Raw genomic sequence first — 26,931 nt, 5'->3', positions numbered from 1 at the left:
TTCCTCACGTCCGGCGTGCCCGCCTCACCGCGCTCCGGGCCCGCCACCACGGGCTCGCCGGGCGTTCTGCGGGATGCCGGGCCGGAGAACCCGGCAGATCGCCGCGTGCTACGGTCACTCGGTCGCCCCGGGTGATATATCAACACCGCAGCACCCCCGGGCGGCCCCCTTCTGCTCAGCCGGCGGCCGGTGCCCCGCGGTGCCCGCCGCCCCGACGAAAGGACCCGCATGCCGCCCGCCGACATGGATCCGCCCTTCGGCCTTCTGCTCACCCTCGGTCTCCTCGTGCTCTTCTACGGGGGGACCTTTCTGATGTCCGCGCGCATCGGGCACAAGGAGGAGAACGCGGACAGCTACATGACCGCCGGGCACGGGATCGGCTTCGGGGTCTCCGCGGCGTCGATGACCGCGACCTGGATCTGGGCGTCCTCGATGTACGCCTCCGTCACCTCCGGCTACACCTACGGCATCTCGGGACCCATCCACTACGGGCTCTGGGGCGCGCTGATGATCCTGTTCATCTACCCGTTCGGCCGGCGGATCCGGAAGGTCGCCCCGCACGCCCACACCCTGGCCGAGGTCATGTACGCCCGGCACGGGCGGTCGAGCCAGCTCATGCTGGCCGGCTCCAACGTCGTGGGCAGCGTGATCAGCCTGATGTCCAACTTCATCGCGGGCGGCGCCCTCATCTCGATGCTCTCGCCGTTCAGCTTCGTCCAGGGCGTCGTCGCCATCGCCGCCGGGGTGCTGCTCTACACCCTGTGGTCCGGGTTCCGCGCCTCGGTGCTGACCGACTTCGCGCAGGTCGTGGCGATGCTCGGGGCCGTCGTGGTCATCGTCCCGGCCCTGTTCCTCCTCCTGGGCGGGCCCTCGCTCTTCACGGAGGGAGCCGAGAACCTGTCCCCCCAGCAGGCGGACTTCTTCTCCGCCGACGCCTTCCTCAACCAGGGCGCCCCCTACATCGCGGCGGTCCTGGCCTACGCGATCGGCAACCAGACCATCGCCCAGCGCCTGTTCGCGGTGCGCGAGGACCTGATCAAGCCCACGTTCGTCACGGCGACCATCGGCTACGGCGCCACCGTCATCGGCATCGGCATGATCGGCGTGCTGGCCCTCTACGCCGGGATCACCCCGGCCGGCGGGGACCCCAACAACCTCCTCCCGCAGGTCGCCGCGAGCTACCTGCCCGGCGTGCTGCTCGCCGTGTTCTTCATCATGATCATCGGCTCGCTGTCCTCCACGGCCGACTCGGACCTCTCGGCGCTGTCCTCCATCGCCATGGCCGACATCTACGGCCAGGGCGTGGCCCGCAGGGGCGGGGTCGACCCGAAGCGGATGCTGTTCGTCGGCCGGCTGACCATGGTCGTCGCCACGGCCGTCGCCGTCGTCTTCGCCAGCCTGCAGCTGAACATCCTGGACCTGCTGGTGTTCGTGGGTGCGCTGTGGGGCGCGCTGGTCTTCCCCGTCATCGCCAGCTTCTACTGGGGCAAGGTCACGAACAGGGCGTTCACCGTCTCGGTGCTCGCCGCGCTGGCCGTGTTCCTGCCCGTGCGCTTCGGGGCCGTCCCCGGCACGGGCCTGCTGCCGCTGCTCGTCGAGGCCCTGGCGGTCGTCGGCGTGGGCGTGGTCCTGGGCCTGATGGTCTTCGGCTTCCTCGGCACCCGCCCCGCCCTCGTCGTCGGCCTGCTCGGCTCCCTGGCCTCCGCCCCGTTCGTGCTGGGCTTCCTGCGCGACTACCAGGCCCTCACCGGCTCCCTCGTGGCCTACGCGGTGAGCACCCTCGTGTGCTGGGCGCTGTCCGTGCGCAGCGCCACGGACTTCGACTTCGCCGAGATCGGCCGCCGCACCGGGGACTTCACCGACGACGCCGCCGCACCGGCCGCTCCGCCGGCCGATGCCCTCTCCGGCGCCCGCGCCGAGCACTGACCGCCGCACCCGAAAGGACTCCCATGTCACCGTTCGTCCTGACCCTCTACGTCCTCGTCTGGCCCGTCCTCGTGGCCGGCGTCCTCGCCGTGCTCTGCACCGCCTTCGGCAGGGAGGCCGCCGAGGCCAGGCGGGAGGGGCGCGAGCTCGTCTGAGCCGGCTCCTCTCCCGCACGACGACGGAGGCCCGGACCGCATCGGTCCGGGCCTCCGTCGTCGTGCGGGACCCTGCGCCCGGGCTCTCCCGGCCCGGGCGCTCACGTCCTCGCGGTCACTCCCACACGGCCGCCTCCGGCAGCCGGGCGCGCATCACCTCGACGGCCTCCGGGTTGCGGTCCACGCACACGAACCGCCGGCCCAGCTGGCGGGCCGCCGCGCCCAGGGTGCCGGAGCCCGCGAAGAAGTCCAGCACCCAGTCCCCGCGCGCGGAGCTCGCGGCGACCATGCGCCGCACCAGCCCCACCGGCTTCTGGGTGGGGTAGCCCGTCTTCTCCCGGCCGGTGGGGGAGACGATGGTGTGCCACCACACGTCCGTGGGCAGCTTGCCCAGCTCCGCCTTCTCCGGCGTCACCAGGCCCGGTGCCATGTAGGGCTCCCGGTCCACCTCGGCGCTGTCGAACAGGTAGCGGGCCGGGTCCTTGACGTAGACCAGCACGTTGTCGTGCTTGGCGGGCCACCGGCGGCGGGAGCGCCCGCCGTAGTCGTAGGCCCAGATGATCTCGTTGAGGAAGCACTCCCGGCCGAAGATCGTGTCCAGCATGACCTTGGCGTAGTGCACCTCCCGGTAGTCCAGGTGCAGGTAGAGGGTCCCGTCGTCCGCGAGCACCCGCCACGCCTCCCGCAGCCGGGGCTCCAGGAAGCCCCAGTAGTCCGCGAAGGCGTCGTCGTAGCTGCGCAGGGCGCCCAGCACGGTCTCGTAGGAGCGGCCCCCGAACCCGGTCCGGTCGCCCTCGCCGGCGGCGACCGGGGTCATGGTGGACTCCCGGCGCCGCTGCGTGCGGCCCGTGTTGAAGGGCGGGTCCACGTAGATCATGCGGAAGGCCCCGTCGGGCAGCCGGCGCAGGAGATCCAGGTTCTCCGCGGCGACCACCGCGTCGGGGCCCTCGGCGTCGAAGACGAAGGACGTCACTCGGCGGCGGGAGCGCTCTGCGCCTGCTGGGCCTCACCGTTGCCGCGGCCGCCCCGGCGGCGGCGACGGCGGGTGGTGCCCTCCGAGGTCCGCTCGACCGACGTCTCGCGGGTCTTCTCGCGCGGGGCGCGGGAGGAGCTCTCCCCGCCGGCCGGGCCCTCCGCGGCGGCGCTGCTCGCGCCCTCACCGCGCCGGCCGCGGTCCTCGCGGCGGTCCTCGCGCCGGTCGTCGCGGCGGCGGGACTCGCCGCCGGAGCGGGACCCGGGACGGTCGCCGGAGCGCCCGCCGCGCGGTCCGCCCTTGCGCCCGCCCGGCTCGCCGAGGTCCTCGAGCACCTCGGCGTCGAGACCCGCGTGGGTGCGCTTGGACCGGGGGAGACGGCCCTTGGTGCCCTTGGGGATGTTCAGGTCCGCGAAGAGGTGCTCCGAGGAGGAGTACGTCTCCACCGGCTCCGGCACGCCGAGCTCCAGGGCCTTGTCGATGAGCCGCCAGCGCGGGACGTCGTCCCAGTCCACGAAGGTCACGGCCGTGCCCTTGTTGCCCGCGCGGCCGGTGCGGCCGGTGCGGTGCAGGTAGGTCTTCTCGTCCTCGGGGCACTGGAAGTTGATGACGTGGGTGACGTCCTCGACGTCGATGCCGCGGGCGGCGACGTCGGTGGCCACGAGCACGTCGACCTTGTTGTTGCGGAACGCGCGCAGGGCCTGCTCGCGCGCGCCCTGCCCGAGGTCGCCGTGGATCGCCGCGGCGGCGAAGCCGCGGGAGATCAGCTCGTCGGAGAGCTTCGCGGCGGCGCGCTTGGTCTTCGTGAAGATGATCGTGCGGCCGCGGCCCTCGGCCTGCAGGATCCGGGCCACGACCTCGTCCTTGTCGAGGTGGTGGGCGCGGTAGATCACCTGGCGGATGTCCCGCTTGGTCGCCCCCTCGTCGGGCGCGGCGGCGCGGATGTGCATCGGCTTGGTCATGTAGCGGCGGGCCATGGCGACGACCGGGCCGGGCATGGTCGCCGAGAAGAGCATGGTCTGGCGCACCTCGGGGACGGCGGAGAGGAGCTTCTCCACGTCGGGCAGGAAGCCGAGGTCCAGCATCTCGTCGGCCTCGTCGAGGACCACGACGCGCACGGCCGAGAGGTCGAGGTGCCGCTGCCGGTTGAGGTCGATGAGCCGGCCCGGGGTGCCGACGACGACCTCGACGCCCTGCTGGAGCTCCTCGATCTGGGGCTCGTAGGCGCGGCCGCCGTAGATGGTCGCCACGCGGGCGTTGCGGGTCCGGGCGGCCACGGAGAGGTCCTGGCCCACCTGCACGGCGAGCTCGCGGGTGGGCACCACGATGAGGGCCTGCGGCGCGCCGGGCTTCTTGAGCTTGTCCCACCCGGCGTCCTCGCGGCCGGTGACGCGCTGGAGGACGGGGATGCCGAAGCCCAGGGTCTTGCCGGTGCCGGTCTTGGCCTGCCCGATGATGTCCTGGCCGGACAGCGCCACGGGCAGGGTCATGGCCTGGATGGGGAAGGGGGAGGTGATGCCCGCGGCGGCGAGGGCCTCGACGATGTCCTGGCGCACGCCGAAGTCGCCGAAGCCCTGGGGCAGCGGCTCGGGCTCGTCGGTGGTCTCCACGACGACCTCGGCCTCGGCGCCGAGGGCGGCGCTGTCCGGCGCGTCGTCGGCGGAGATCGTGGTGCTGGAGGTGCTGGTTGCGGTGGGGTCCTCCGCCGCCGGGTCGAGCTCGGGGGCGTCGTCCGGGGCGGTGCCGGTGATGTGGTCGGTCACGGGTCGGGTTCCTTCGTTCGGGCACGCCCGCTTCAGCGGAGGGGACGCCGTGGTCCTGCCTCCGGGCGGCAGTACGGGCCGCGGGGCGTGCGGTGGTGGAAGCCGATCGCGAGCGGGGGCCGCCTCGGCCGGGCGCGCCACGGGTCGTGGCGCCCGGGCCCGGTCCTGCGTGCGGCCGCCGTGGGGCGGGCGCGGGCGCGGGAGCGGGGGCGGGAAGAGGTGTGTCGTTCGTCGAAAGCGCGGGTACGACCGGTCATCCAGTGCGCTTAACAGTGTAGCCCGACGACCGCGCGGGTGCCGCGAGGTCGCCGGGCCGGGTTCCGCCGGGGCCGGCGGGGAGGGTCCTAGTCCTGCTTGGCGAACGGTGTGAAGCCCACGGTGCGCTTCTGCTCGGCGCCCACGGAGGCGTAGCCGATGACGTTCGCGGGGACCACGGTCACGTTGCCCTTGGTGTCGGTGAGGGTCAGCGGGTCGCCGGAGGAGACGGCGGCGGTGATCCGGTCGACGGCCTCCTGGGCCTGGAGCGCGGAGTCGACCACGATCTCGCGGGCGACGTGCTGGACACCGATCTTGATTTCCATGGTTCCTCCTCGGGGCGGGACGGCGTGCGTCCCGGGTGGGTCTCGTCCCGGTCAGTCTAGGGAGGGCCCTACTCCCAGTCCTCGTCGATGATCGAGATTCCGCCCCAAGCTAAACGGAAGATCTGGCGCTGCGCCTCGGCCCGCCCGCCCGTGTCCGGGTTGCGGCTCCAGTGCACCGCGGCGGTCTGCGCCATGCCGGTCAGGGAGCGCGAGACCAGCACCGCGTGCGGGTGGCTCAGCCCGGCGTTCGGGCCCAGCACCCCGGCGATCGCGTCCGCGACCGCGAGGTGGAACGCCTCGAAGCGCTCGGCGACCTCCGGGTCCGCGAGGAGGTCGGACTCGAAGATCAGCCGGTGGGCCTCCGGGCGGGACTCCACGAAGCCGAAGTAGACGTCCAGCATGGACTCCACCCGCTCACGGTTGACCTCGCTGCCCTGCAGCGCGGACACGAGCGACGACGAGAGCTCCTGGAGGTAGTGGTCGACGAGCGCCAGGTAGAGCTCCCGCTTGCCGGGGAAGTGCTGGTAGAGCACCGGCTTGCTCACCTGGGCGGCGTCGGCGATGTCGTCCATCGACGCACCGTGGTAGCCGTTGGAGGAGAACACGGTCAGCGCCGTCTCCAGCAGCTGCCGTCGGCGGGCCTCCCGGGGCAGTCGCGCGGGGCGGCCCCTCCTGGTCTCGGTCATGAAGCGTTCCTCCTCCTGCGGCCGGTGGAGCCGGCCACGCGTGTGGTGCCCTACCCGGCGGCCTGGGGCCGCCGGGTGGCGTCTGACGTGGGCTGCTCGGCGGGGGGCGCCGCCGGCCGCTCCGCGGGGGAGGGGGGGATCTGGATGCCGTAGAGGGCCTCGAGGCCGGTGATGTACTCGTCCTGCCGGCCCTGGGCTGCGAGCTCCCGGGCGCGGACGGTGGGGGTGTGCAGCAGCGAGCGCACCATGCGGCGCATCGCGAGCTCGATCTGCTCCTTCGCGGCGGTGCACCCGTGGTGGGCGGTCACCTTCTCGAGCTCGGCGTCGAGGACGGCCATCGTGTGCTTGCGCAGCGCCACGATGGCGTCGTCCATGTCCCGGCCGCTCTGGACCGCGGCGAACTCCTGGGCGGCGCGCTCCACGATGCCGGTGGCGGCGTCCACGGACTCGCGGGTCTCGTCGGGGGCGGCCACGCGCACGGACTCGAGGGAGATGAGCTCCACGCCGGGCAGGTCCGCCACGGCGGGGTCGAAGTCGCGGGTCAGGGCGAGGTCGACGACGGTCCGCTGGCCGGGCGGGAAGGCGCCCGCGCCCATCGGCGCGGAGCCGCCGCTGCAGCCGATGACCACGTCGGCGCGCTCCAGGGCGGCGGGCAGCTCCTCGGCGGAGACGGGCGAGCCGCCGCGGTTCTCCGTGAACTGCTCGGCGCGCCCGGACGACGAGTAGACCTCGATGTCCGCGCACCCGCGGTCGCGCAGGGCCGCCATCGTCGCCCCGGCGTAGGCGCCGGTGCCGAAGACGAGGGCGCGGCGCGAGGGCCAGGTGCCGGTGGTGACGTCGTCGGCGAGGTCGAGGGCCACCGAGACGATCGAGCGGCCGCGCTCGCCGAGCGCGGTCTGGGTGCCGACCTTCCGGGCGGTCCGGGCGGCGGCCTCGAAGAGCCGGACCAGGTTGCCGGAGGTCGTGCCCTTCTGCTGGGCCTCGTTGACGGCCCGGCGGACCTGCCCGGTGATCTCGCGCTCGCCGACGACCGCGGACTCCAGGCCGGAGACGACCGTGAACAGGTGGTGGGCCGCGTCCGAGTCGGCGAAGGGCACCAGCAGGTCGGCGACGTACTCGGGGTCGAGGCCGGAGCGGGCGCCGATCTGCTCGGCCAGGTCCGCGTGGACCTGCTCGAGGGCGGCGCCCGGCGGCGTGCCGGGCCCCGGCGCGAGCTCGCCGTAGAGCTCCAGCCGGTTGCACGTCGAGAGGGTCACGGCGCCCTGGAGCCGTCCGGCGCGGACCAGGTCCTCGGACAGCCCGAGCGCACCGGTGCTCAGCCGAGCAACGGTGTTCAGATCGACGTTCTGATGGGATGCGACGAGTGCGAAGAGGACCACAGTCCATTCATACTAGACGGTCACGAGAAATCCTCGCCCCCGTGACGCGGACCCGCCGCGGCGACCGGGTGCTGACGCTGCGTCAGTAAACCGTGTCGGTGTTCCTTGGCACAATGGAGCCACTATGGCTACCACCCCTGAGACGGCGAGCACGCCGGACACGTCGACCGCAGCCGTCCCCGGGCACCCCGCCGGCGGCACCGCCTCCCCGTCGGCGCTGGAGCGCCTCACCGGCTCCCTGGAGGCGCTGCCGGAGGGGCACCCCCTGCGCTCGGCGGGCACCGCCGACGCGCCCCTGCTGCAGGCCCTCACCGGGCGGGTGCCCGACCGCCGCCCCGTGTGGTTCATGCGCCAGGCCGGCCGGTCCCTGCCCGAGTACCGCGCGCTGCGCGCGGGCACCGCCATGCTCGACTCGTGCCTGGACCCGGCGATGGCCTCGGAGATCACCCTCCAGCCCGTGCGCCGGCACGACGTCGACGCCGCCATCTTCTTCTCCGACATCGTCGTGCCCATGCGCGTGGCCGGCGTGGGCGTCGACATCGTCCCCGGCCGCGGCCCCGTCCTGGACCGCCCCGTGCGCACCGCCGCGGATGTCGCGGCCCTGCCCGAGCTCGACGACGCGGCGCTGGACCCGATCCGGGAGGCCGTGGCCCGCACCGTCGCGGAGCTCGGCGCCACCCCGCTGATCGGCTTCGCCGGCGCGCCCTTCACCGTGGCCGCGTACATGGTCGAGGGCGGCCCCTCGCGGGACCACCTGCTGCCGCGGACCATGATGCACGCCGACCCCGCCGCCTGGCGGGCGCTGGCCGAGTGGGCCGCCCGCACCTCGGGCGCCTTCCTGCGCGCCCAGGTCGAGGCCGGGGCCTCCGCCGTGCAGCTGTTCGACTCCTGGGCCGGCTCGCTGTCCCTGGCCGACTACGAGGACCACGTCCTCGAGCACTCGGCGGCCGCGCTGGCCGCCGTCGCGGACCTGCCCGTGCCCCGCATCCACTTCGGCACCGGCACCGGGGAGCTGCTCGCGGCGATGCGCGACGCCGGCGCCGACGCCGTCGGCGTGGACTACCGGCTCCCGCTGGCCGAGGCGAGCCGCCGGCTCGGCGGGCGCACGGTCCTCCAGGGCAACATCGACCCGGCCCTGCTGGCCGCCCCGTGGGAGGTCCTCGCGGAGCACGTCCGCGACGTCCTGCGCGGCGGGGCCGAGGCGCCCGGCCACGTCGTCAACCTCGGCCACGGCGTGCCCCCGGGCACCGACCCGCAGGTGCTGACCGACCTCGTTGCGTTCGTCCACGACCAGCCGCTCGACGGCCGGGGCGCCCCCGCCGCCACCGAGCCGGAGGGGGCGAGCCGGTGAGCCCCGACCCCGCCGGACCCGGCTCCTCCGGGTCCGGCCCCTCCCGGCCCCCGCGCTCGGCGCTCGTGGTCGGCGGCGGCATCGCCGGCCTCGTGGCCGCCCGCGACCTCGCGGCCCGCGGGCTGAAGGTCACGCTGGTCGAGGCCCAGGACCACCTCGGCGGCGCCGTCGGCGCCCACCGCGTCGCGGGCCTGGTGCTCGACTCCGGCGCCGAGTCCTTCGCCACCCGCTCCCGCGCCGTGCCCGACCTCCTGGCGGAGCTCGGGCTGGCGGACCGCGTCGTGCAGCCGAACCGGGCGGGCTCGTGGCTGTACCTGCCCGAGGGGGCCGTGCCCGCGCCGAACTCCGGGGTGCTCGGCATCCCCGCCGATCCCACCGCCCCCCGCCTCCGGGCGACCCTCGGCCGGGCCGGGGTGCTGCGCGCCGCCATGGACCGCCGGCTGCCCGCCTTCGTCGGCACGACCGAGCGCTCCCTGGGCGGGCTCGTGCGCGCCCGGATGGGGGAGCGCGTGCTCGAGCGGCTCGTCGCGCCCGTCACGGCGGGCGTGCACTCCGCCCACCCCGACGACCTCGACGTGGACACCGTGGCCCCGGGCCTGCGCCGCGCCCTGCGCGAGCACGGCTCCCTCGGCGCCGCCGCGGCGGCGCTGCGCCGCGCCGCGCCCGCCGGCTCCAACGTGGCCGGCCTGCGCGGCGGCATGAACGCGCTGTCCGAGACCCTGGTGCGCGACCTCGAGCGCACCGGCGTGAAGCTCGTGACCGGCTACGACGTCATCGCCCTGGACCGCGACCCCCGCCGCCGCGGCTGGATGGTCATCCAGCGCCAGCCCCGCAACGGGGACAAGACCGCCGTGGCGCGCGGCGAGCTGCTCGTCGTGGCCACCGACGGGGCCACCGCGGTGCGCCTGCTCTCGAGCCACCGGCAGGAGCTGCAGCGCTTCGTCCCGGAGCCCGGTCCCCAGGTCGCCCTGGCCACCCTCGTCGTGGACGACCACCGGCTCGACGGCGCGCCCCGCGGCACGGGCCTGCTCGTGAGCGAGGAGGCCCGCGGCGTCCGCGCCAAGGCCCTCACCCACGCGACCGCCAAGTGGGAGTGGATCCGCGAGGCCGCCGGCCACGGCCGGCACGTCCTGCGCCTGTCCTACGGCCGGGCCCAGTCCGACGCCGCGGCGGTGCCCCCCGAGGTGTCCCTGCCCGACGACCAGCTCATCCGCCTCGCCCTCTCCGACGCCTCGACCCTCATGGGCCTCACGCTGCGCCCGGAGCAGCTCGTGGCCGCCGACATCGTGCGCTGGCGCTCCGCGCTGCCCCGCGCCGGCGTCGGGCACGCCCGGCGGGTCTCGGAGTTCCGCGGCGCCCTCGGCGAGCTCCCCGGCGTCGTCGCCGTCGGCGCCTGGCTGGCCGGCACCGGCCTCGCCTCCGTCGTCGGCGACACCCGCGCGCAGGTGCAGGGGCTGCTGGACCGCGCCGGCGTGCCCGCCCCGAGACCCGCCCCGGACTCCTCCACGGACTCCGCGGCGTCACCCGCGGCCCCCACCACGGCCCCACCGACGCCGCCCACGACCGCACCCCGACGAAAGGACTGAGCAGTGTCCCAGCACACCGCACCGCACGCATCCCAGGGACGCCCCGACCCCCGCCCCGAGCACTCCGAGGGCGCCGGCGAGGACCGGCTGCACTGGGCCGTCTGGAGCGTCTTCGCCCGTCCCGCCGGCGGGGCCGAGGCCCGGACGGCCGGCGACGACGCCGCGGCCGCGGCCGAGTTCGACGCCGTCGTCGAGCAGCTGGCCGCCGAGGGCGTGACCCTGCGCGGCGCCTACGACGTCTCCGGCATGCGTGAGGACGCCGACGTCCTCACGTGGCTGCACGGCCCCGACGCGCAGGCCCTGCAGGCCGCCGTCCGGCGGCTGCGCCGCACGGACCTGCTCTCCGGCACCCGGCAGGTCTGGAACGCCATGGGCGTGCACCGCGAGGCCGAGTTCACCGCCAACCACTCGCCGTCCTTCGCCCGCGGGGTCGCCCCGGAGCAGTGGGTGTGCGTCTACCCGTTCGTGCGCTCCTACGAGTGGTACTACATGAACGCCGAGCGGCGCAGCGAGATGCTGCGCAACCACGGCATGAAGGCCCGGGACTTCCCGCAGGTGCTCGCCAACACCATCGCCTGCTTCGGCCTCAACGACTTCGAGTGGCTGCTGGCCCTGGAGGCCCCGGAGCTCGTGGACCTCGTGGACGTCATGCGCCACTTCCGCAACACCGAGGCCCGGCTGCACGTGCGCGAGGAGACCCCCTTCTACACCGGCCGCCGGATCCGCAGCGACGAGGTCGCGGAGGTGCTGCGGTGACCGCCGGCAACCCCCTCTCGCAGGCCCGCGCGCACGCCCCCGAGGACTACGACGCCGTGATCCTCTCCTCCTTCGGCGGGCCCGAGGGGCAGGACGACGTCATCCCCTTCCTGCGCAACGTCACCCGGGGCCGCGGGATCCCGGACGAGCGGCTCGAGGAGGTCGCGACCCACTACCGGGCCAACGGCGGCGTCAGCCCCATCAACGCCCAGAACCGCGCGCTGCGCTCCGCGCTCGAGGCCGAGCTGCTGGGCCGGGGCCTGAGCGTGCCCGTGCTGTGGGCGAACCGCAACTGGGCCCCCTACGTCCAGGACGTCGTGCGGGAGTGCCACTCCCGGGGCATGCGCAAGCTCCTGGTGCTGGCCACGAGCGCCTACTCCGGCTACTCCAGCTGCCGCCAGTACCGTGAGGACTACGGCGTCGCCCTCGACGAGCTCGGCCTCGCGGACGAGATGCAGATCGACAAGGTGCGGCAGTACTACGACGCCGAAGGCTTCCTGCAGCCCTTCGTCGAGGGCCTGCGCGAGGGGCTGGCGCGGGTGCGCTCGCAGCTGGGCCCCGACGGCGGGCGCGTGGCGGTGCTGTTCTCGACCCACTCCGTGCCCACCGGCGACGCCGAGGCGTCCGGGCCCGCGCGGATGGAGTTCGAGGAGGGCTCGGCCTACGTCGCCCAGCACCTGGCCGTGGCCCGCACCGTGCTCGAGCGGGTCGGCCCCGAGGAGCTCGGCGACCACACCTGGGACCTCGTCTACCAGTCCCGCTCCGGGCCCCCGCAGGTGCCGTGGCTCGAGCCGGACGTCAACGACGCCGTCGAGGAGCTCGCCGGCCGCGGCGTCGCGGGCGTCGTCATCGTCCCGCTGGGCTTCGTCTCCGACCACATGGAGGTGATGTGGGACCTCGACACCGAGGCCCTGCAGACCTGCGAGCGGCTGGGCCTGCCCGCCGTGCGCACGCCCACCGCCGGCACGCACCCCGCCTTCGTGAAGGGCCTCGCGGACCTCGTGGAGCAGCGCCTGGCCGGGCCCGACGCCCCGCCCCGGCGCTCCACGTGCGCCCAGGGCACGTGGTTCGACGACTGCGCCCCCGACTGCTGCGTCAAGGTCCTGCGCGGCGCCACGGGCCCGCGCCCGACCATCGCGCAGCGGCCGGCGGGCGAGCCGATCCCCGTGGGCCTCGACGAGTCCGGGGAGGTGCGGTGGGCGTGAGCGCCGACGCCGCACGCGCGCTGCCGGTCGTGCGGGTCGGCACCCGCGGCTCGCAGCTCGCGCTCACCCAGACCACCGCGGCGGCCCGCGCCGTCGCGGCCGCCGGGGGCTTCGAGCCGGAGCTCGTGACCATCCGCACCGAGGGCGACGTCCTCACCGGGCCGCTGTCCCAGATGGGCGGCACCGGGGTGTTCGCCACGGCCCTGCGCGCCGCGCTGCTCGCAGGCTCCGTGGACCTCGCCGTGCACTCCCTCAAGGACCTGCCCACGGCGCCCGTGCCCGGCCTCGTCGTCGCCGCCGTGCCGGAGCGGGAGGACCCCCGGGACGCCCTGTGCGCCCGGGACGGGCTGACCCTGGCCGGCCTGCCCTCCGGGGCGAAGGTCGGCACCGGCTCCCCGCGGCGCGCCGCCCAGCTGCGCGCCGCCCGCCCGGACCTGGAGGTCGTGGACATCCGGGGCAACGTGGGCACCCGCCTGGCCCGCGTGGCCCCCGGGGACCTCGACGCCGTGGTGCTCGCCGCCTCCGGGCTGCGGCGGCTCGGCCGGGAGGACGCCGTCACCGAGCTGATCGACCCCTCCGTGATGCTGCCCGCGCCGGGCCAGGGGGCGCTGGCCCTCGAGTGCCGCAGCGAGGACGCCTCCGGCGACGCCCCCCTCGCCGCGGGCCTGGCCGCCGTGGACCACCTCGAGACCCGGCTGGCCGTGACCGCCGAGCGGGCGCTGCTGACCCGGCTCGAGGCCGGCTGCGCGGCCCCGGTGGGCACGCTGGCCCGGCTCGAGGGCGACGAGCTCGTGCTCGACGCGGTCGTGGCCGACCCGGACGGCACCGAGCTCATGCGCCGCCGTGGCGCCACCGCCGGGCGGACCGTGGACGCCGCCCGCGAGCTCGGCACCCGGCTGGCCGAGGAGCTGCTCGCGGACGGCGCCGGCCGTCTGGCCCGGCTGACGCTCTGAGCCCCGTGGCACGGTCCGCGGGTCACGACCACCCGGGCGCCCTGCGCGGCGCCCGGGTGGTCGTGACCCGCGCGGCCGACCGCGCGCGGCCCCTCGTGGAGCTGCTGCACGCCGAGGGCGCCCGGGTCCGGCTCGCGCCGCTGCTGGAGGCGACGCTCCCGGCGGACACCGCGCCGCTGGCGGCGCTGCTCGCCCGCGCCGCCGACCCGTCCACCGCTCCCGGCACGTGGCTGGCCGTGACCTCCGTCAACACCGTGCGGGCGCTCCAGGCGCTGGCCGGCGGACCGGCAGGCCCGGGGGAGCGGCTCGCCGCGGCCCGCCGCGCCGGGCTGCGCGTGGCCGCGGTCGGCGACGCCACCGCCGCGGCGCTCCGGGCGGCGGGCCTGGCCCCCGATCTGGTGCCCCGCGCGGCGCACTCCGCCGAGGGCCTGCTCGCCGAGTGGCCCGCGGAGGAGCGCCCGGGCACCGTGCTGCTGCCGCTGTCCGCCCGCGCCCGCCCCGTGCTGGCCGACGGCCTGGCGGCGAGGGGGTACCGTGTCCGTGCGGCGACGGCGTACACCACGGTGCCGTGGCCCGCGCCGGCACCGCTGCCGTCCGGGCGGGAGGACGCCTCCGGGGCCGCCGACGTCGAGGTCCTCGACCGGGCCGGGCTCCTGGCGGCACTGGCCGCGGGCGGGACCGACGCCGTGGTGCTCACCGCGCCGTCGCACCTCGCCGAGCTCGTGGGCGAGGACCCCGCCGTCCTGGCGGGCGCGGCCCTCGTGGCCATCGGGGAGCCGACCCGCCGGGCGGCCGCCGACAGGGGCCTGCGGGCCCTGGCCGCGCAGCTCCCCACCCCGGAGGGGATCCGGGACGCCCTCGTCCGGGCGCTGGCCGTCCGGGCACCGGGCGCGGCACCGACGACACCGACAGCACCGACGACACCGACAGCACCCATCGAGGAGACGACCCCGTGACCCACCGCACCCCGCGCTACGACCTCGTGTCCCGGCCCCGCCGGCTGCGCACCACCCCGGCCATGCGCCGGCTCGCCGCGCAGACCAGGGTCCACCCCGCCGACCTGATCCTGCCCGTGTTCGTCCGGGAGGGCCTCACCGAGCCCGCCCCGCTCGGGTCGATGCCCGGCGTCGTCCAGCACTCCCTGGACTCCCTCCGCCGCGCCGCCGCCGAGGCCGCCGCGAAGGGCCTCGGCGGGTTCATGCTCTTCGGGGTGCCCGCCGAGCGGGACGCCTGCGGCACCGCCGGCACGGACCCGGACGGGATCCTCAACCGCGCCCTGCGCGAGATCCGCGCCGAGGTCGGCGACGAGATCGTCCTCATGGCCGACCTGTGCCTCGACGAGTTCACCGACCACGGCCACTGCGGCGTCCTGGCCGCCGACGGCACCGTGGACAACGACGCCACCCTCGAGGTCTACGGCCGGATGGCCGTCGCCCAGGCCGAGGCGGGCGCGCACGTCCTCGGCCCGTCCGGGATGATGGACGGGCAGGTCGGCGTGATCCGCTCCGCCCTCGACGAGGCCGGGCACGGCGACGTCGCCGTCCTGGCCTACTCCGCGAAGTACTCCTCCGCGTTCTACGGCCCGTTCCGCGAGGCCGTGGACTCCCAGCTGCAGGGCGACCGCCGCACCTACCAGATGGACCCCGCCAACCGCCGCGAGGCGCTGCACGAGCTGCAGCTGGACCTCGACGAGGGCGCCGACATGGTCATGGTCAAGCCGGCCATGAGCTACCTCGACATCCTCCGCGACGTCGCCGAGGTCTCCCCGGTGCCCGTCTCCGCGTACCAGATCTCCGGCGAGTACGCCATGATCGAGGCCGCCGCCGCCAACGGGTGGATCGACCGGAGGGCCGCGGTCCAGGAGTCCGTCCTGTCCATCCGCCGCGCCGGGGCCGACTCGGTGCTCACCTACTTCGCCGTCGAGCTCGCGGACTGGTACCGCGAGGAGAACGGCACCGCCTGACCCCCCCTCCCCGTCCCCCAGCCGGACCCCCGGCGAAAGGAAGCACAACTGCCATGAGCGTCTCCCAGGAACTCTTCGACCGCGCACGGAAGGTCATGCCCGGCGGCGTGAACTCGCCGGTGCGCGCGTTCAACTCCGTGGGCGGCACCCCGCCCTTCATCACCGCGGCCAAGGGGCCGTACCTCACCGACGCGGACGGCCGCGAGTACGTCGACCTCGTCTGCTCGTGGGGCCCCGCCCTGCTCGGCCACTCCCACCCGGTCGTCATCGACGCCGTCCACGAGGCCGTCGAGCGGGGCCTGTCCTTCGGCGCGACGACGCGCGGGGAGACCGAGCTCGCGGAGCTCGTCGTCGACCGGGTCGCGGCGATCGACGAGCTGCGCATGGTCTCGACCGGCACCGAGGCCGCCATGACCGCGATCCGTCTCGCCCGCGGCGTGACCGGCCGCGACCTGGTCGTGAAGTTCGCCGGCTGCTACCACGGCCACGTGGACGCGCTGCTGTCCGAGGCGGGCTCCGGGGTGGCGACCCTCGCGCTGCCGGGCTCGGCGGGCGTCACCGCGGCGACCGCGGCCGAGACCCTCGTCCTGCCCTACAACGACCTCGCCGCGGTGGAGGAGGCCTTCGCCGCCCACCCGGGCCGGATCGCCGCCGTCATCACCGAGGGCGCTCCCGCCAACATGGGCGTCGTCACGCCCGGTGAGGGCTTCAACGCCGGCCTCCGCCGGATCACCCGCGAGCACGGCGCCCTGATGGTCTTCGACGAGGTGCTCACCGGGTTCCGCGTCCACGAGGCCGGGTACTGGGGCCTCACCGCCGGTGCGGAGGGCGGCTGGGAGCCCGACCTGTTCATGTTCGGCAAGGTCATCGGCGGCGGCCTGCCCGTGGCCGGCGTGGGCGGGAGGGCCGAGATCATGAACCACCTCGCGCCGCTGGGCCCGGTCTACCAGGCGGGCACGCTGTCCGGGAACCCGGTCGCGATGGCCGCCGGCGCCGCCACGCTGCGCACCGCGGACCGGATCGCCTACCAGACCGTCGACCGGCGCTCCGCGCAGCTGCAGGAGGCCGTGGGCGCGGCGCTGGACGAGGCCGGTGTGGACCACTCGATCCAGACCGCGGGCAGCCTGTTCTCCGTGGCCTTCGGCACGTCGGCGACCGGGGTGCACGACTACGCGCAGGCCAAGGCGCAGGAGTCCTTCCGCTACCCGGCCTTCTTCCACGCCATGCTCGACCAGGGCGTCTACATGCCCCCGTCGGTGTACGAGGCGTGGTTCCTCTCCGCGGCCCACGACGACGCGGCCATGGACCGGATCATCTCCGCGCTGCCGGCGGCGGCCCGGGCGGCCGCGGAGGCGCGGCCGGCCGCCTGACCCCCGCTCCTCCGAGGGCGCTCAGACGTCCTCGGAGGAGCCCACGGGCCACGTGCCGTCGACGACCGCGTCCGGACGGGTGCGCCGGAAGTACTCCTGCAGGCTCTCCGCCTGCTCGGCCGCCCACCCCACCTGCTTCGCGTGCAGGTCCGCGGCGGGGCGTGCCAGCTCGGGGAAGCGCCGTGCCATGAGCACGGCGAGCCGCTCGGTGGCCACCGCGTCCGCCGCGGAGGTGTGCGCCGCCGTGAGCTCGACCCCGTACTCCTCGCACAGCGCACCGAGGGTGCGCTTGCCGCGCCGGTACCGGTGCACCTGCTTGTTGAGCACGAACGGGTCGAGCACGGGGTAGGGGACCGGGACGGCGACGCCGTGCCGGCGGCCCTCCCGGGCGAGGACCGTGAAGTCGTAGGAGGCGTTGAACACCAGCACCGGGGTGCCGGCCGCGAAGAGCTCGCCGAGCACGGCGGCGATCTCCCCGACGACCTCCCGCACCGGGCGCCCCTCGGCGCGGGCCCGCTCGGTGGTGACGCCGTGCACGGCCGCCGCCTCCTCGGGGATCTCCACCCCCGGGTCCGCCAGCCACTCCCACGTCTCCGTCACCTCGCCCGAGGCGTCGGCGCGCACGATCGACGCCGTGACGATGCGTGCGGTGCGGGGGTCACGGCCGGTGGTCTCAAGGTCGAACGCGGCTCTCGGCCCCTCCGTCCAGGCCGGGGGCCCGCTCCCCGGGGCGAGGTCGAAGAGCGCGTCCTGCTCCGCCCCGGGCGCGACGGGCGGGGCCGCGGGCTGCTCCGCCCGTCGCGGGGCGGCCTCCGGCAGGGGCAGCTGGTCGGGGGCGCTGGCAGGGCCTGGTGTCGAGGACATGACTTCACCGTACCGGCCGCCTCCGACCCGCCACGCCCTGCCCCGGGTGGGGCGGGCGGCGCACGGGAGCACGGGGCGGGGCGCCGTTAGCGCGTCGGAGTGCCGTGATGGGATGGGATCATGCGGCAGACCGAGCACAGCGTTCCCCTCACCGTGCAGACCGGCGCCGGTCCGGTGCGGTGGACCCTCGTGCCCCCGAGCGGCCCGGCGGCGCAGCGGGCCCCGTGGCGGCCCACGGAGGCGCAGGCGGACGTGGTCTCGCTGTCCGCCGGCTGCGGTCCCCGGCTCGTCGTGGGCGGGCCCGGGACAGGACGCACCCGCGTGCTCGTCGAGCTCGCCGCGCGCCGGATCCGCGAGGGCCTCGACCCCGACCGGCTGCTCGTCCTCACGCCCTCCCGCCTCTCCGCCGCACGGCTGCGGGACGACCTCACCGCCACGGTGTCGGCCACCATGAGCTCCCCGCCCGTGCGCGCGTGGCAGTCCTACGCGTTCGACCTGCTGCGCCGGGCCCAGAACGAGGGGCTGCTGGAGGGCGTCGCCCAGGCCCCCAAGCTGCTGTCCGGGCCGGAGCAGGACGTGCTCATCGGGGAGCTCATGGCCGGGCACGCCGCGGGGGAGGGCGCCGTCGTGGTGTGGCCGCCCGACCTCCAGGAGGCGCTGGGCACCCGGGGCTTCCGCCAGGAGGTCCGCGAGGTGTTCGACCGGATGTCCGAGTACGACCTCGGCCCGGCCGGCCTGCGCGCGCTCGCCGCCCGGCTGGACCGCCCGGACTGGACCGCGGCCGCGGCCGTGCGCGCCGAGTACCAGGCGGTGCGCCGGCTGCGGATGCCGGAGTCCTACGACCCCGCGGCGCTGGTCTCCGAGGCCGCGCGCCTGCTCGAGGAGCAGCCGGAGTTCCTCCGCGCCGAGCAGGAGCGGCTCGGGCTCGTGCTCGTCGACGACCTCCAGGAGGCGACGCCCTCCATCCACCGGCTGCTGTCCGTGCTGTGCCGCGGCCGCGACACGGTCGTGACCGCGTGCCCCGACACCGTGGTCCAGGGCTTCCGCGGGGCCCGGCCGGACCTGCTCCGCACCCTCGACGACCGCCTCGCCGAGCCCGGCCGGCCCCTGGCGCGCCACGTCCTCACCACGAGCCTGCGCATGCCCGCGGCCGTGGCGGAGGCCTGGGGACGCATCGCCGAGCGGATCCCCGCCGTGGGCGGGGCCCGCGGCCACCGCGCGATGGCGGTCCCGGCACCGGGCGAGCGGGACGGCGCCGGGCAGGACAGCGCCGGTCAGGACAGCGCCGGACAGGACGGCGCCGGGGCGGCATCCCCCGGGGGGAACGGCGCGGGGAAGCCGGCGGACGGGTCCGGCACGTCCGCCGGCGAGCGCGCGGGGGAGGTGCTGACCGTGGTGCTGTCCTCCCCCCTGCACGAGGCCCGGTGGATCGCCCACCAGGTCCTCGAGCGCCACCTCGTGCACGGCGTCCCGCTCGCGGACATGGCGGTGGTCGTGCGCAACGGCCGCTACCTCGAGGGCTTCGAGCGCCAGCTCTCGGCCCTCGGCGTCCCCGTCAGCACCTCCGCGGCCGAGACCCCCGTCCGGGACGAGCCCGCGGTGCGCCCCCTGCTGGACGCCCTGAGGATCGTCACCGAGGCGGAGGCCGCACGGATCCGCGGCGCCGGGGACGAGGGGAGAAGAGAGGAGGGGGAGCAGACCGACCACTTCGGCTTCCTCACCGTGCAGGCGGCCCTGGACCTGCTCTCCTCCCGGATCGGCAACGCCTCCCCGATGGACGTCCGGCGGTTGCGCCAGCGACTGCGGGCCGAGGAGCTCGCCGCCGGCGGCGGTCGCACCAGCGACGACCTGCTCGTCGAGGCGCTCGCAGTGCCGGGCGCCCTCGACGCCGCCGGCGTCCGGTCCGTGCCGGCCCGCCGGGTGGCCCGGATGATCGCCGCCGGGACGCGGGCGCTCCGGGAGGAGGGGGCCACCGCGGAGACCGTCCTGTGGGCGCTGTGGGAGGCCGCCGGCATCGCCGACACGTGGCGCCGCCGCGCCCTCGAGGGCGGGCCGGGCGGGGAGCGCGCCGACCGCGACCTCGACGCCGTGGTGGGACTCTTCGAGGCAGCCGAGCGCTACGTCGACCACCTCCCGGGAGCCGGCCCCGCCCAGTTCCTGGACTACATCGACAGCCAGGACCTGCCCATGGACACCCTGGCGGCCCGGGCTCCCACCGACGAGACGGTCGAGATCATGACCCCGGCCACAGCCGCGGGCCGGCAGTGGCCGGTGGTCTTCGTCGCCGGGGTCCAGGAGGGCGTGTGGCCCAACACCCGGCTGCGCGGGCAGCTGCTCGGCGCGGACCTGCTCACCGACGCACTCGATCTCGGCGCGGAGCAGGCCGCCCGGGTCACCCCGGTGACCCGGATGCGCGAGGTGCGCCACGACGAGCTGCGCTCCTTCTCCGCGGCGGTCTCCCGCAGCCGCGGGACGCTCGTGGTGACGGCGGCCCTCAACGAGGACGAGCAGCCCTCCGAGTTCCTCGACCTCGTCGACCCACCGGGCTCCCGGGACGGCAGCCGGGCCGTGGTCGAGGCCCCGAGGCCCATGACGCTGCGCGCCCTCGTGGCGGAGCTGCGGCAGTGGGTCCAGCTGCACGACGAGGACCCGGTGCGCTCGGAGGCGGCCGCCCGGCTGCTGCACCGCATGGCGGAGTCCCCGCGCCCCGTGCCCGGCGCCCGCCCCGACACGTGGTGGGGGGCGGCCGAGCTGACCAGCACGGACCCGGTGTTCGACGACGGCGTCCCCGTGCCCGTGTCACCGTCCCGGATCGAGACGATCCACCGGTCCCCGCTCGACTGGTTCGTGGCCGCCTCCCGCGCCGAGGCCGCCACCGACCTCAGCCGCAGCCTCGGCTCGCTCGTCCACGCGATCGCGGAGGAGATGCCCGAGGCCGCGGGCTCCGAGCTCGTCGCCGAGCTCGACCGGCGCTGGCCCACCCTCGGCCTGCCGGAGACGTGGGAGGCCGAGGTCCAGCTCGAGCGGGCCCGGCAGATGCTGGGCAAGTTCGCCCAGTACGTCGTGGACGCCCGCAACAAGCACGGCCGCCGGCTCGCCGCGGTCGAGGGCTCCTTCAGCGTGCTCGTCCGGGGCCGCGCCCGCGACGCCCTGCTGCGGGGACGCGTGGACCGGCTGGAGCTGGACGACCAGGGCCGCTTCGTCGTGGTGGACCTGAAGACGGGGCGGAACCAGCCCGTCGGGTCGAAGATCGCGGAGCACCCCCAGCTGGCCGCCTACCAGGTGGCCCTCAGCGCCGGTGCGGGCTCTGCCATGGTCGCGGGGGAGGACGAGGCCGAGCTGGAGCTGCCCGAGGGGACGGTCACGGAGCTCTCCGGCGGCGCCCTGCTCGTCCAGCTGGGGACCACGACCCGGTCCCCGTCCGTCCAGCAGCAGGATCCCCTGGACCCGGACGCCACCTGGGCGCGGGAGCTGATCACGCGGGCGGCGGAGCTCGTCGCGGGGGAGCGGTTCACGGCCCGCCACGACCAGGGGGAGGGCGTCTTCGGCGGGCACGGGTGCAAGCTGCCCCAGATCTGTCCCCTGTGCGCCGAGGGCCGGCAGGTGAGCGAGCCGTGAGCGCGCCCCCGGACCCGGACCGGACACCCCTGCCCCCACCTCCGACGAGGCCGAGAGAGCGCGCATGACCGAGACCCCCCACGCACCGGCTCCCGAGCACCCGTACGGCGGGGTCGAGCCCCGCTACACCCCCGAGGAGCTCGCCGAACTGCTCAATACCCTCGAACCGGGCGACGCCCGCCTGCCCACGCGCGAGCAGTCCGCCGTGATCTCGGCCCCCCTCACGCCCCGGCTCGTGGTCGCGGGCGCCGGGTCCGGCAAGACCGCGACCATGGTCGACCGCGTCGGGTGGCTCGTGGCCAACGGCGTCGTGGCCCCGGACCAGGTGCTCGGGGTGACCTTCACCCGCAAGGCCGCCGGGGAGCTGGGGGAGCGGATGCGGGCCCGGCTGAACCGGCTGCGGACGCTGGGCCTCGTCCCGGAGGCCGGGGACGAGGACGACGACGTCCCGTCGGCGCCGCAGGACCCCACGGTCAGCACCTACCACTCCTACGCCAACACGCTCGTGCGCAACTACGGGCTGCGGATCGGCATCGAGCCGGACACCACGCTCCTGGGCCAGGCGCAGACCTGGCAGCTGGCCGCCCTGACGGTGGAGGCCTGGACCGGCGAGCTGCTCGAGGCCATGCCGGCCAAGTCGACCATGGTGAAGGCCGTCCTGGACCTCGCGTCGGCGTGCGCGGAGCACCTCGTGCCCCCGTCCGCCGTCGAGCGGTTCGCGTCGGGCCTGCTCGGCGAGCTGGCCACCACCCCGCCCGCGCGCCGGAAGAAGACCCTGGGACCGCAGCTGAAGAAGGTGGAGGACAACCAGCGCACCGCCTGGGTCCTCGCGGAGCTCGTCGCGGAGTTCTCCCGCCGCAAGGACGAGGCGCAGGCCATGGACTTCGGGGACCTCCTCTCGGCCGCGGCGCGGCTCGCGGAGGAGGACCCGGTCGCCCGGCGCACCGAGCGGGAGCGCCACCGCGTGGTGCTGCTCGACGAGTTCCAGGACACCTCCCACGCGCAGCTGCGGCTCTTCGCCGCCCTGTTCGGGCACGGGCACTCCGTCATGGCGGTGGGCGATCCCCAGCAGTCGATCTACGGCTTCCGCGGCGCCTCCTCCGGCCAGCTGTTCGGCTTCTACGACTCGTTCCCGGTGGCGGCGGGCCAGGACGGGGAGCCCAGCTTCCTCACCACGGCGTGGCGCAACTCCACCCGCATCCTCGACGTGGCCAACACCCTCGCCGTCCCCCTGCGCAGCCTGCCGGAGTGGGCCCGGGGCTCGTCGTCCGTGTCCGTCCCCCCGCTGGGCCCCCGCCCGGGCGCAGGTCCCGGCGAGGTGCGGCTGAGCCGGTACGCGACCGACGTCGAGGAGGCCGCCGCCCTCGCCGAGCAGGTGCAGGCCCGCCGCGAGGAGCACCGCGGCGGGCGGGAGGAGGAGATGCCCACCATGGCGGTGCTGTGCCGCAAGCGCTCCCAGATCGAGCCGGTCCGCCGCGAGCTGGCCGCCCGCGGCATCCCCTACGAGGTCGTGGGGCTCGGCGGCCTGCTCAGCACCCCGGAGGTGGGCGACGTCGTCGCGACCCTGCGCGTCCTCGACGACCCGGGCCGCTCCGACGCGCTCGTGCGGCTCCTGGCGGGCGCCCGGTGGCGGATCGGGGCGCGGGACCTCATGGCGCTGTCCGACTGGGCCGCCCACCTGGAGCGCCGCCGCACGGAGGCCGCCCGGGCCGGTCGCGCGGAGGACCTCGAGAGCCCGGTCACCCGGGAGGAGGCGGAGGAGGACGCCCTGGTCGAGCCGGACCTGTCGGACCACGCCTCCCTGATCGAGGCCCTGGAGACCCTCCCGCGGCCCGGCTGGGTCTCCGCCCACGGGCGCAGCCTCTCGGAGGCGGCCCGGGAGCGGATGGTGCGGCTGCGGGGCGAGCTGGACCACCTGCGGTCCTACCTCTCCGACGACCTGCCCAGCCTGCTGCATGAGATCGAGACCGTCACGGGCCTCGACATCGAGGTCGCGTCCCACCCCCACCGGTCCTCCCACCACGCCCGGCGCAACCTGGACGCCTTCCAGGAGGCCGCGCAGACCTTCGTCTCGTCCTCGGCGACCGGCGACGTCTCCGCGTTCCTCGCCTGGCTCGACGTCACGCTCGCCGAGGAGAACGGCCTCGAGCCCGGCCCCGACCACGCCCGGCGCGACGCCGTGCAGCTGGTCACCGTCCACTCGTCCAAGGGGCTCGAGTGGGACCACGTGTACGTCCCGGGGCTCAACGCGAAGAACTTCCCGACGGACAACGCCGCCCGGTGGACCCTGGACACCGGGACGCTGCCCTGGCCGCTGCGGGGCGACGCCCGGTTCCTGCCGCAGTGGTCCGTCGACACGACCGACCTCAAGGCGCTCGAGGACTCGCACAAGGAGTTCCTGGAGCTGGCCGCGCAGCACGCGGAGGACGAGGAGCGCCGCCTGGCCTACGTGGCCGTCACCCGGGCGCGCGACGTGCTCGAGCTGTCCTGCACGGTCTTCCGGGGGACCGCAGTCAAGGGCCAGGAGCCCTCCGTGTTCGTGGCGGAGCTCGAGCCGCTGACCGAGGGGCCGGCACCGGTCGTCCGCCGGGGGGACTGGGCGCAGGTGTCCGAGGGCGCCCGCAACCCGGCCGCGTCCACGGTGCTGAGCGCGCCCTGGCCCTACGACCCGCTCGAGGGGCCGGAGATCACCGAGACGGTGACGGGGGAGGACGGGGGGACCACCGTGCGCACCACCCCGCCCCCGCACCCCGGGCGGCGGGCGATGCTGGAGCGGGCGGCCCGCGCCGTCCTGCAGCGGGGCTTCGAGGACACCGCCGACCTCGACGTCGAGGACCTGCTCGGCGTCGCCGAGCGCGACGGGCGCGAGCCGGACCCGCGCCGGTGGTCCGAGGAGGCACGGATCCTCCTGGCCCGGCACGAGGAGGCCCACGCCGAGCGGACCGTGCCCATGCCCTCCCACGTCTCGGCCTCGACCCTCGTGGCGCTCTCCCGCGACCCCGAGGACGTCGTCTCCGGGCTGCGCCGGCCCATGCCGCGCCGACCGGGCACCGCCGCCCGCCGCGGCACCACGTTCCACGCGTGGGTCGAGCAGTTCTACGGCAGCTCGGCGATCTTCGACGTCGGGGAGCTGCCCGGCTCCGCGGACGAGTATGTGGACGTGGCCTACGACCTCCCGGAGCTGGCCGAGACGTTCCGCTCCGGGCCGTGGGCGGACCGCCAGCCCTACGCCGTGGAGTTCCCCCTCGAGACGCCGATCGCCGGGGTGACCGTGCGCGGGCGGGTCGACGCGGTCTTCCGCAACGCCGACGGCACGTGGGAGCTGGTGGACTGGAAGACGGGGCGGGCGCCGGCGGGGAAGGAGCTGCAGGAGCGCTCCGCGCAGCTGGCCGTCTACCGGCTCGCGTGGTCGCGGCTGCGCGGGGTGCCGCTGGAGGACGTCACCGCGGCGTTCTACTACGTGGCGGAGAACCGGGTGGTGCGCCCGCACGACCTCGCCGGGGCGGACGAGCTGGAGGCTGTGGTCCGGGAGGCCTACCGGGTGGTGCTGCGCCCCTAGACACACCCCGTCAGGGCGTCGACAGCGGTGGGATGCTGACGTGGGGAGAGCCTCCGGGCACGTCAGGCCCGTCCGGACAGGATGAAGTGCCAGTACAGGAACGGCAGCCCGTAGCGCTTGAGCAACCACATGTCCCGGCGCTCACGGGTGGTGTCGATCAGCGGGATGCTCGGGGCCGGCTGCATGGAGTAGTCGAACTCGGCCAGCAGCATCTTGTTGCGCGCCGTGGTCAGCGGGCAGGACCCGTAGCCGCTGTAGCGGGCTGCGACAGGCCGGCCGTCCATCACCGCCAGCAGGTTCTCGACCAGCACCGGGGCCTGCTTGCGGATCGCGGCCCCGGTCTTGGAGTTCGGCGTCGAGCCCGCATCGCCCAGCGCGAAGACGTTGGGGTAGCGGGTGTGCTGCAGGGTGTGCTTGTCCACCTCGACGTACCCGCCGGGATTCTCCGGGTCGGCCAGCGGTGTCGCCCTCAGCCAGTCCGGGGCCGACTGCGGGGGAGCGGTGTGCAGCATGTCGTAGTGCAGCGTTTCGTGCGTGCCGGCCAGGTCGTCGGTGATGACCACCTCCTGGGCGACGGGATCCACCGCGGTCAGCTCGCTGTTCGTGCGGACCTCGATCCCGTACCCGGCCACGACCCGCTCCAGCTCGTCGGCGAAGACCTTCACCCCGAACATCCCCGGAGTCGGCAGCACCAGCACCACGCGGATGTCGTCCAGCACCCCCTGCTCCCGCCAGTGGTCCGCGGCGAGGTAGGCGATCTTCTGCGGGGCCCCGGCGCACTTGATCGGCCCGGAGGGCATGGTGAACACCGCGGTGCCCGAACGCATCCCCCGGATCAGGTCCCAGGTCTTGGGCGCCAGGTCGTACCGGTAGTTGCTGGAGGCCGCCGGGGACTCGACCGCCTCGGCCATGCCTGGGATCCTGTGCCAGTCCAGCTGGATCCCGGGGCAGACGACGAGGTGGTCGTAGCGGATCTGCGCCCCGGAGGCCGTGGTGACCAGATTGGCCTCCGGGTCGATGCCGGCCGCCGCGTCACGGATCCATGCCACCCCCTGGGGCATGACCGAGGACTGGTCCCGCACCGACTCCTCCTGCGGGGCCCGTCCCCCGCCGACCAGGGTCCACAGGGGCTGGTAGTAGTGCTTGTCGCTGGGCTCGAGCACAGCGATGTCGCTCTGGCCGGCACGGCGCAGTCGAGCGGCCACGCTCAACCCGGCGTTGCCGCCGCCGATGACCAGGATCTTGTGGTGGATGCTCATCGCGGTGATGCCTTCCTTCGAGGTTCTGCAAGGACCAGAGGTGTTCATGGGGGGTCCCTTCCATGGGGTGTTCATCCGATCGCGCCGGACCACGCCCGGTCAGCGCAGGCCCAGGCCTGCCATCTGCTCGCGGGTGAGCTGGCCTCCGTTGGCCGCGGCGGCTTCGAAAACCGGCAGGTGCACCTCCTGGGAGGCGCGACGCAGGTTGGTGAAGACGCGGGTCAGGGCGGTGTCCCCGCTGACCTCGGCCAGCAGCCGGTCGTAGAGCGCGACGTTGTCCACCTCCTCGGCGGCCCAGGCGTCGGCAGCGGCCTGGAGGTCGGCAGGTGCGGAGATCGTGCCGGTGTAGGGGTTCGGCGGGACCTCGACCCCGAGCCGCTCCAGCTGGCGGGTCAGGGCGTCGATGTGCCGCTCCTCGGCGGCCTGGATGCTCACGTACGGCTCGACGGGGCCGAACTCGTCGATGACCGCCTGGTACTCCGCCGAGGCCTTGTACTCGCCGTCGGGGGACATCAGGGCGTCCCAGGCGGCCGCGGCCAGGGGGTCGGTCGGGGCGGCAGGTGTCGACACCGACGGGGCCGGCTCGGCGGCACCGGGTGCGGACGGTGACATTGACGGTGACGGTGGTCCGGGCTGCGATGCGGAGCTCGTCGTCGGGACGGGCGTCCCTGATGCGGTGGCGCCCCCGGTCGTCGGGGTCGAGCCGGCGCAGGCGCTGAGGAACATCGCGAGGACCACCGCCGCGACGGGCACGATCAGTTTCTGGTGCATGGTCAGCTCTCCATCGTGTGAGCAGGCCGGTGGGGAGTCCTGGTTCGACGGTCTGCGATGACGTTGGTCACAGAATACCCCAGGGGGTATTTATGTCCAAGGGTCGGCACGGAACGGGAGCATCGACGGCGTTGAGGTGTGTCGTACCAGCCGGTCCGCCGGCGTTCGGGTTCGTCCTCGACGGATCCCCGGAGGCGGGGTTGACGGTCGGGC

The 26,931-nt window shown here is 75.1% G+C and carries 20 protein-coding genes; 12 read left to right on the top strand and 8 right to left on the bottom strand.

The window, feature by feature from the left end; translation table 11 throughout:
• Positions 1-228: 228 nt before the first annotated feature.
• Together IEW07_RS05400 and IEW07_RS20885 are read left to right on the top strand one after the other, a co-directional pair.
• The gene (locus IEW07_RS05400) at positions 229-1,926 is read left to right on the top strand and encodes a sodium:solute symporter family protein (protein ID WP_229741595.1); all 1,698 of its coding nucleotides are present in this window, start codon (positions 229-231) and stop codon (positions 1,924-1,926) included.
• Positions 1,927-1,949: 23 nt separating this feature from the next.
• A complete protein-coding gene (locus IEW07_RS20885; RefSeq protein WP_229741594.1) occupies positions 1,950-2,081 on the top strand; it encodes a putative transporter small subunit in 132 nt (43 codons plus the stop codon).
• A 115-nt stretch (positions 2,082-2,196) separates the two neighbouring features.
• Here IEW07_RS20885 and IEW07_RS05395 read toward each other — a convergent pair whose 3' ends face one another.
• The 5 genes from IEW07_RS05395 to IEW07_RS05375 all read right to left on the bottom strand — a co-directional run bounded on the left by IEW07_RS05395 (position 2,197) and on the right by IEW07_RS05375 (position 7,463).
• Positions 2,197-3,054, bottom strand: a complete 858-nt coding sequence (locus IEW07_RS05395; protein ID WP_188535045.1) for a DNA-methyltransferase — start codon at positions 3,052-3,054, stop codon at positions 2,197-2,199.
• Entirely contained in the window at positions 3,051-4,721 is a 1,671-nt protein-coding gene (locus IEW07_RS05390; RefSeq protein WP_188535382.1) for a DEAD/DEAH box helicase, read from the bottom strand. Before IEW07_RS05390 ends, IEW07_RS05395 begins: the two co-directional genes overlap by 4 nt.
• Positions 4,722-5,161: 440 nt before the next feature.
• A complete protein-coding gene (locus tag IEW07_RS05385) occupies positions 5,162-5,398 on the bottom strand; it encodes a DUF3107 domain-containing protein (RefSeq protein WP_188535043.1) in 237 nt (78 codons plus the stop codon).
• Positions 5,399-5,466: 68 nt separating this feature from the next.
• Positions 5,467-6,084: a TetR/AcrR family transcriptional regulator gene (locus tag IEW07_RS05380; RefSeq protein ID WP_188535041.1), complete on the bottom strand. Its 618-nt coding sequence runs from the start codon at positions 6,082-6,084 to the stop codon at positions 5,467-5,469.
• Positions 6,085-6,134: 50 nt separating this feature from the next.
• A complete protein-coding gene (locus tag IEW07_RS05375; RefSeq protein ID WP_188535039.1) occupies positions 6,135-7,463 on the bottom strand; it encodes a glutamyl-tRNA reductase in 1,329 nt (442 codons plus the stop codon).
• A 124-nt stretch (positions 7,464-7,587) separates the two neighbouring features.
• On the opposite strand from IEW07_RS05375, the gene hemE reads away from it, so the two are divergent.
• The 8 genes from hemE to hemL are packed head-to-tail and all read left to right on the top strand — an operon-like array spanning position 7,588 to position 16,647.
• The gene (hemE, locus tag IEW07_RS05370) at positions 7,588-8,814 is read left to right on the top strand and encodes a uroporphyrinogen decarboxylase (RefSeq protein WP_188535037.1); all 1,227 of its coding nucleotides are present in this window, start codon (positions 7,588-7,590) and stop codon (positions 8,812-8,814) included.
• The gene (gene hemG, locus IEW07_RS05365) at positions 8,811-10,400 is read left to right on the top strand and encodes a protoporphyrinogen oxidase (RefSeq protein WP_229741593.1); all 1,590 of its coding nucleotides are present in this window, start codon (positions 8,811-8,813) and stop codon (positions 10,398-10,400) included. The genes hemE and hemG overlap by 4 nt, the downstream gene beginning before the upstream one ends.
• 3 nt (positions 10,401-10,403) lie before the next feature.
• The gene (gene hemQ, locus IEW07_RS05360) at positions 10,404-11,156 is read left to right on the top strand and encodes a hydrogen peroxide-dependent heme synthase (RefSeq protein WP_371870211.1); all 753 of its coding nucleotides are present in this window, start codon (positions 10,404-10,406) and stop codon (positions 11,154-11,156) included.
• A complete protein-coding gene (locus IEW07_RS05355) occupies positions 11,153-12,361 on the top strand; it encodes a ferrochelatase (protein ID WP_188535035.1) in 1,209 nt (402 codons plus the stop codon). The genes hemQ and IEW07_RS05355 overlap by 4 nt, the downstream gene beginning before the upstream one ends.
• Positions 12,358-13,314 (top strand): hydroxymethylbilane synthase, encoded by a 957-nt coding sequence (gene hemC / locus IEW07_RS05350; RefSeq protein ID WP_229741592.1) that lies wholly within the window; start codon positions 12,358-12,360, stop codon positions 13,312-13,314. Before IEW07_RS05355 ends, hemC begins: the two co-directional genes overlap by 4 nt.
• 5 nt (positions 13,315-13,319) lie before the next feature.
• Positions 13,320-14,270, top strand: a complete 951-nt coding sequence (locus IEW07_RS05345; protein ID WP_229741591.1) for a uroporphyrinogen-III synthase — start codon at positions 13,320-13,322, stop codon at positions 14,268-14,270.
• Positions 14,267-15,277 carry a porphobilinogen synthase gene (gene hemB / locus IEW07_RS05340; RefSeq protein WP_188535033.1) on the top strand — a complete coding sequence of 337 codons (1,011 nt, stop codon included), beginning with the start codon at positions 14,267-14,269 and terminating at the stop codon, positions 15,275-15,277. The genes IEW07_RS05345 and hemB overlap by 4 nt, the downstream gene beginning before the upstream one ends.
• A gap of 53 nt (positions 15,278-15,330) precedes the next feature.
• The gene (gene hemL / locus IEW07_RS05335; RefSeq protein ID WP_188535031.1) at positions 15,331-16,647 is read left to right on the top strand and encodes a glutamate-1-semialdehyde 2,1-aminomutase; all 1,317 of its coding nucleotides are present in this window, start codon (positions 15,331-15,333) and stop codon (positions 16,645-16,647) included.
• 21 nt (positions 16,648-16,668) lie between these two features.
• On the opposite strand, the gene IEW07_RS05330 is transcribed toward hemL, so the two are convergent.
• A complete protein-coding gene (locus IEW07_RS05330) occupies positions 16,669-17,511 on the bottom strand; it encodes a 3'-5' exonuclease (RefSeq protein ID WP_188535029.1) in 843 nt (280 codons plus the stop codon).
• A 120-nt stretch (positions 17,512-17,631) separates the two neighbouring features.
• Here IEW07_RS05330 and IEW07_RS05325 point away from each other — a divergent pair, with 120 nt between their 5' ends.
• Positions 17,632-21,129 (top strand): ATP-dependent helicase, encoded by a 3,498-nt coding sequence (locus IEW07_RS05325; protein ID WP_188535027.1) that lies wholly within the window; start codon positions 17,632-17,634, stop codon positions 21,127-21,129.
• A gap of 64 nt (positions 21,130-21,193) precedes the next feature.
• Entirely contained in the window at positions 21,194-24,688 is a 3,495-nt protein-coding gene (locus IEW07_RS05320; protein WP_188535024.1) for an ATP-dependent helicase, read from the top strand.
• A 62-nt stretch (positions 24,689-24,750) separates the two neighbouring features.
• Here IEW07_RS05320 and IEW07_RS05315 read toward each other — a convergent pair whose 3' ends face one another.
• A complete protein-coding gene (locus tag IEW07_RS05315) occupies positions 24,751-25,947 on the bottom strand; it encodes an NAD(P)/FAD-dependent oxidoreductase (protein ID WP_229741590.1) in 1,197 nt (398 codons plus the stop codon).
• 99 nt (positions 25,948-26,046) lie between these two features.
• Entirely contained in the window at positions 26,047-26,718 is a 672-nt protein-coding gene (locus IEW07_RS05310) for a ferritin family protein (RefSeq protein ID WP_188535023.1), read from the bottom strand.
• Between the last annotated feature and the right edge of the window lie 213 nt (positions 26,719-26,931).

The sequence above is a fragment of the Kocuria dechangensis genome (genome assembly GCF_014636775.1).
GTDB lineage: Bacteria > Actinomycetota > Actinomycetes > Actinomycetales > Micrococcaceae > Kocuria > Kocuria dechangensis.
This window is presented reverse-complemented; position numbering and strand designations above follow the sequence as displayed.

What these genes read in the sequence shown, in the direction of transcription:
- IEW07_RS05385 (WP_188535043.1), bottom strand. Translation starts at nt 5,398, where the DNA reads ATGGAAATCAAGATCGGTGTCCAGCACGTCGCCCGCGAGATCGTGGTC.
- IEW07_RS05325 (WP_188535027.1), top strand. Translation starts at nt 17,632, where the DNA reads ATGCGGCAGACCGAGCACAGCGTTCCCCTCACCGTGCAGACCGGCGCC.
- IEW07_RS05380 (WP_188535041.1), bottom strand. Translation starts at nt 6,084, where the DNA reads ATGACCGAGACCAGGAGGGGCCGCCCCGCGCGACTGCCCCGGGAGGCC.
- hemE (WP_188535037.1), top strand. Translation starts at nt 7,588, where the DNA reads ATGGCTACCACCCCTGAGACGGCGAGCACGCCGGACACGTCGACCGCA.
- hemL (WP_188535031.1), top strand. Translation starts at nt 15,331, where the DNA reads ATGAGCGTCTCCCAGGAACTCTTCGACCGCGCACGGAAGGTCATGCCC.
- IEW07_RS05320 (WP_188535024.1), top strand. Translation starts at nt 21,194, where the DNA reads ATGACCGAGACCCCCCACGCACCGGCTCCCGAGCACCCGTACGGCGGG.
- IEW07_RS20885 (WP_229741594.1), top strand. Translation starts at nt 1,950, where the DNA reads ATGTCACCGTTCGTCCTGACCCTCTACGTCCTCGTCTGGCCCGTCCTC.
- IEW07_RS05330 (WP_188535029.1), bottom strand. Translation starts at nt 17,511, where the DNA reads ATGTCCTCGACACCAGGCCCTGCCAGCGCCCCCGACCAGCTGCCCCTG.
- IEW07_RS05400 (WP_229741595.1), top strand. Translation starts at nt 229, where the DNA reads ATGCCGCCCGCCGACATGGATCCGCCCTTCGGCCTTCTGCTCACCCTC.
- IEW07_RS05310 (WP_188535023.1), bottom strand. Translation starts at nt 26,718, where the DNA reads ATGCACCAGAAACTGATCGTGCCCGTCGCGGCGGTGGTCCTCGCGATG.
- IEW07_RS05315 (WP_229741590.1), bottom strand. Translation starts at nt 25,947, where the DNA reads ATGAGCATCCACCACAAGATCCTGGTCATCGGCGGCGGCAACGCCGGG.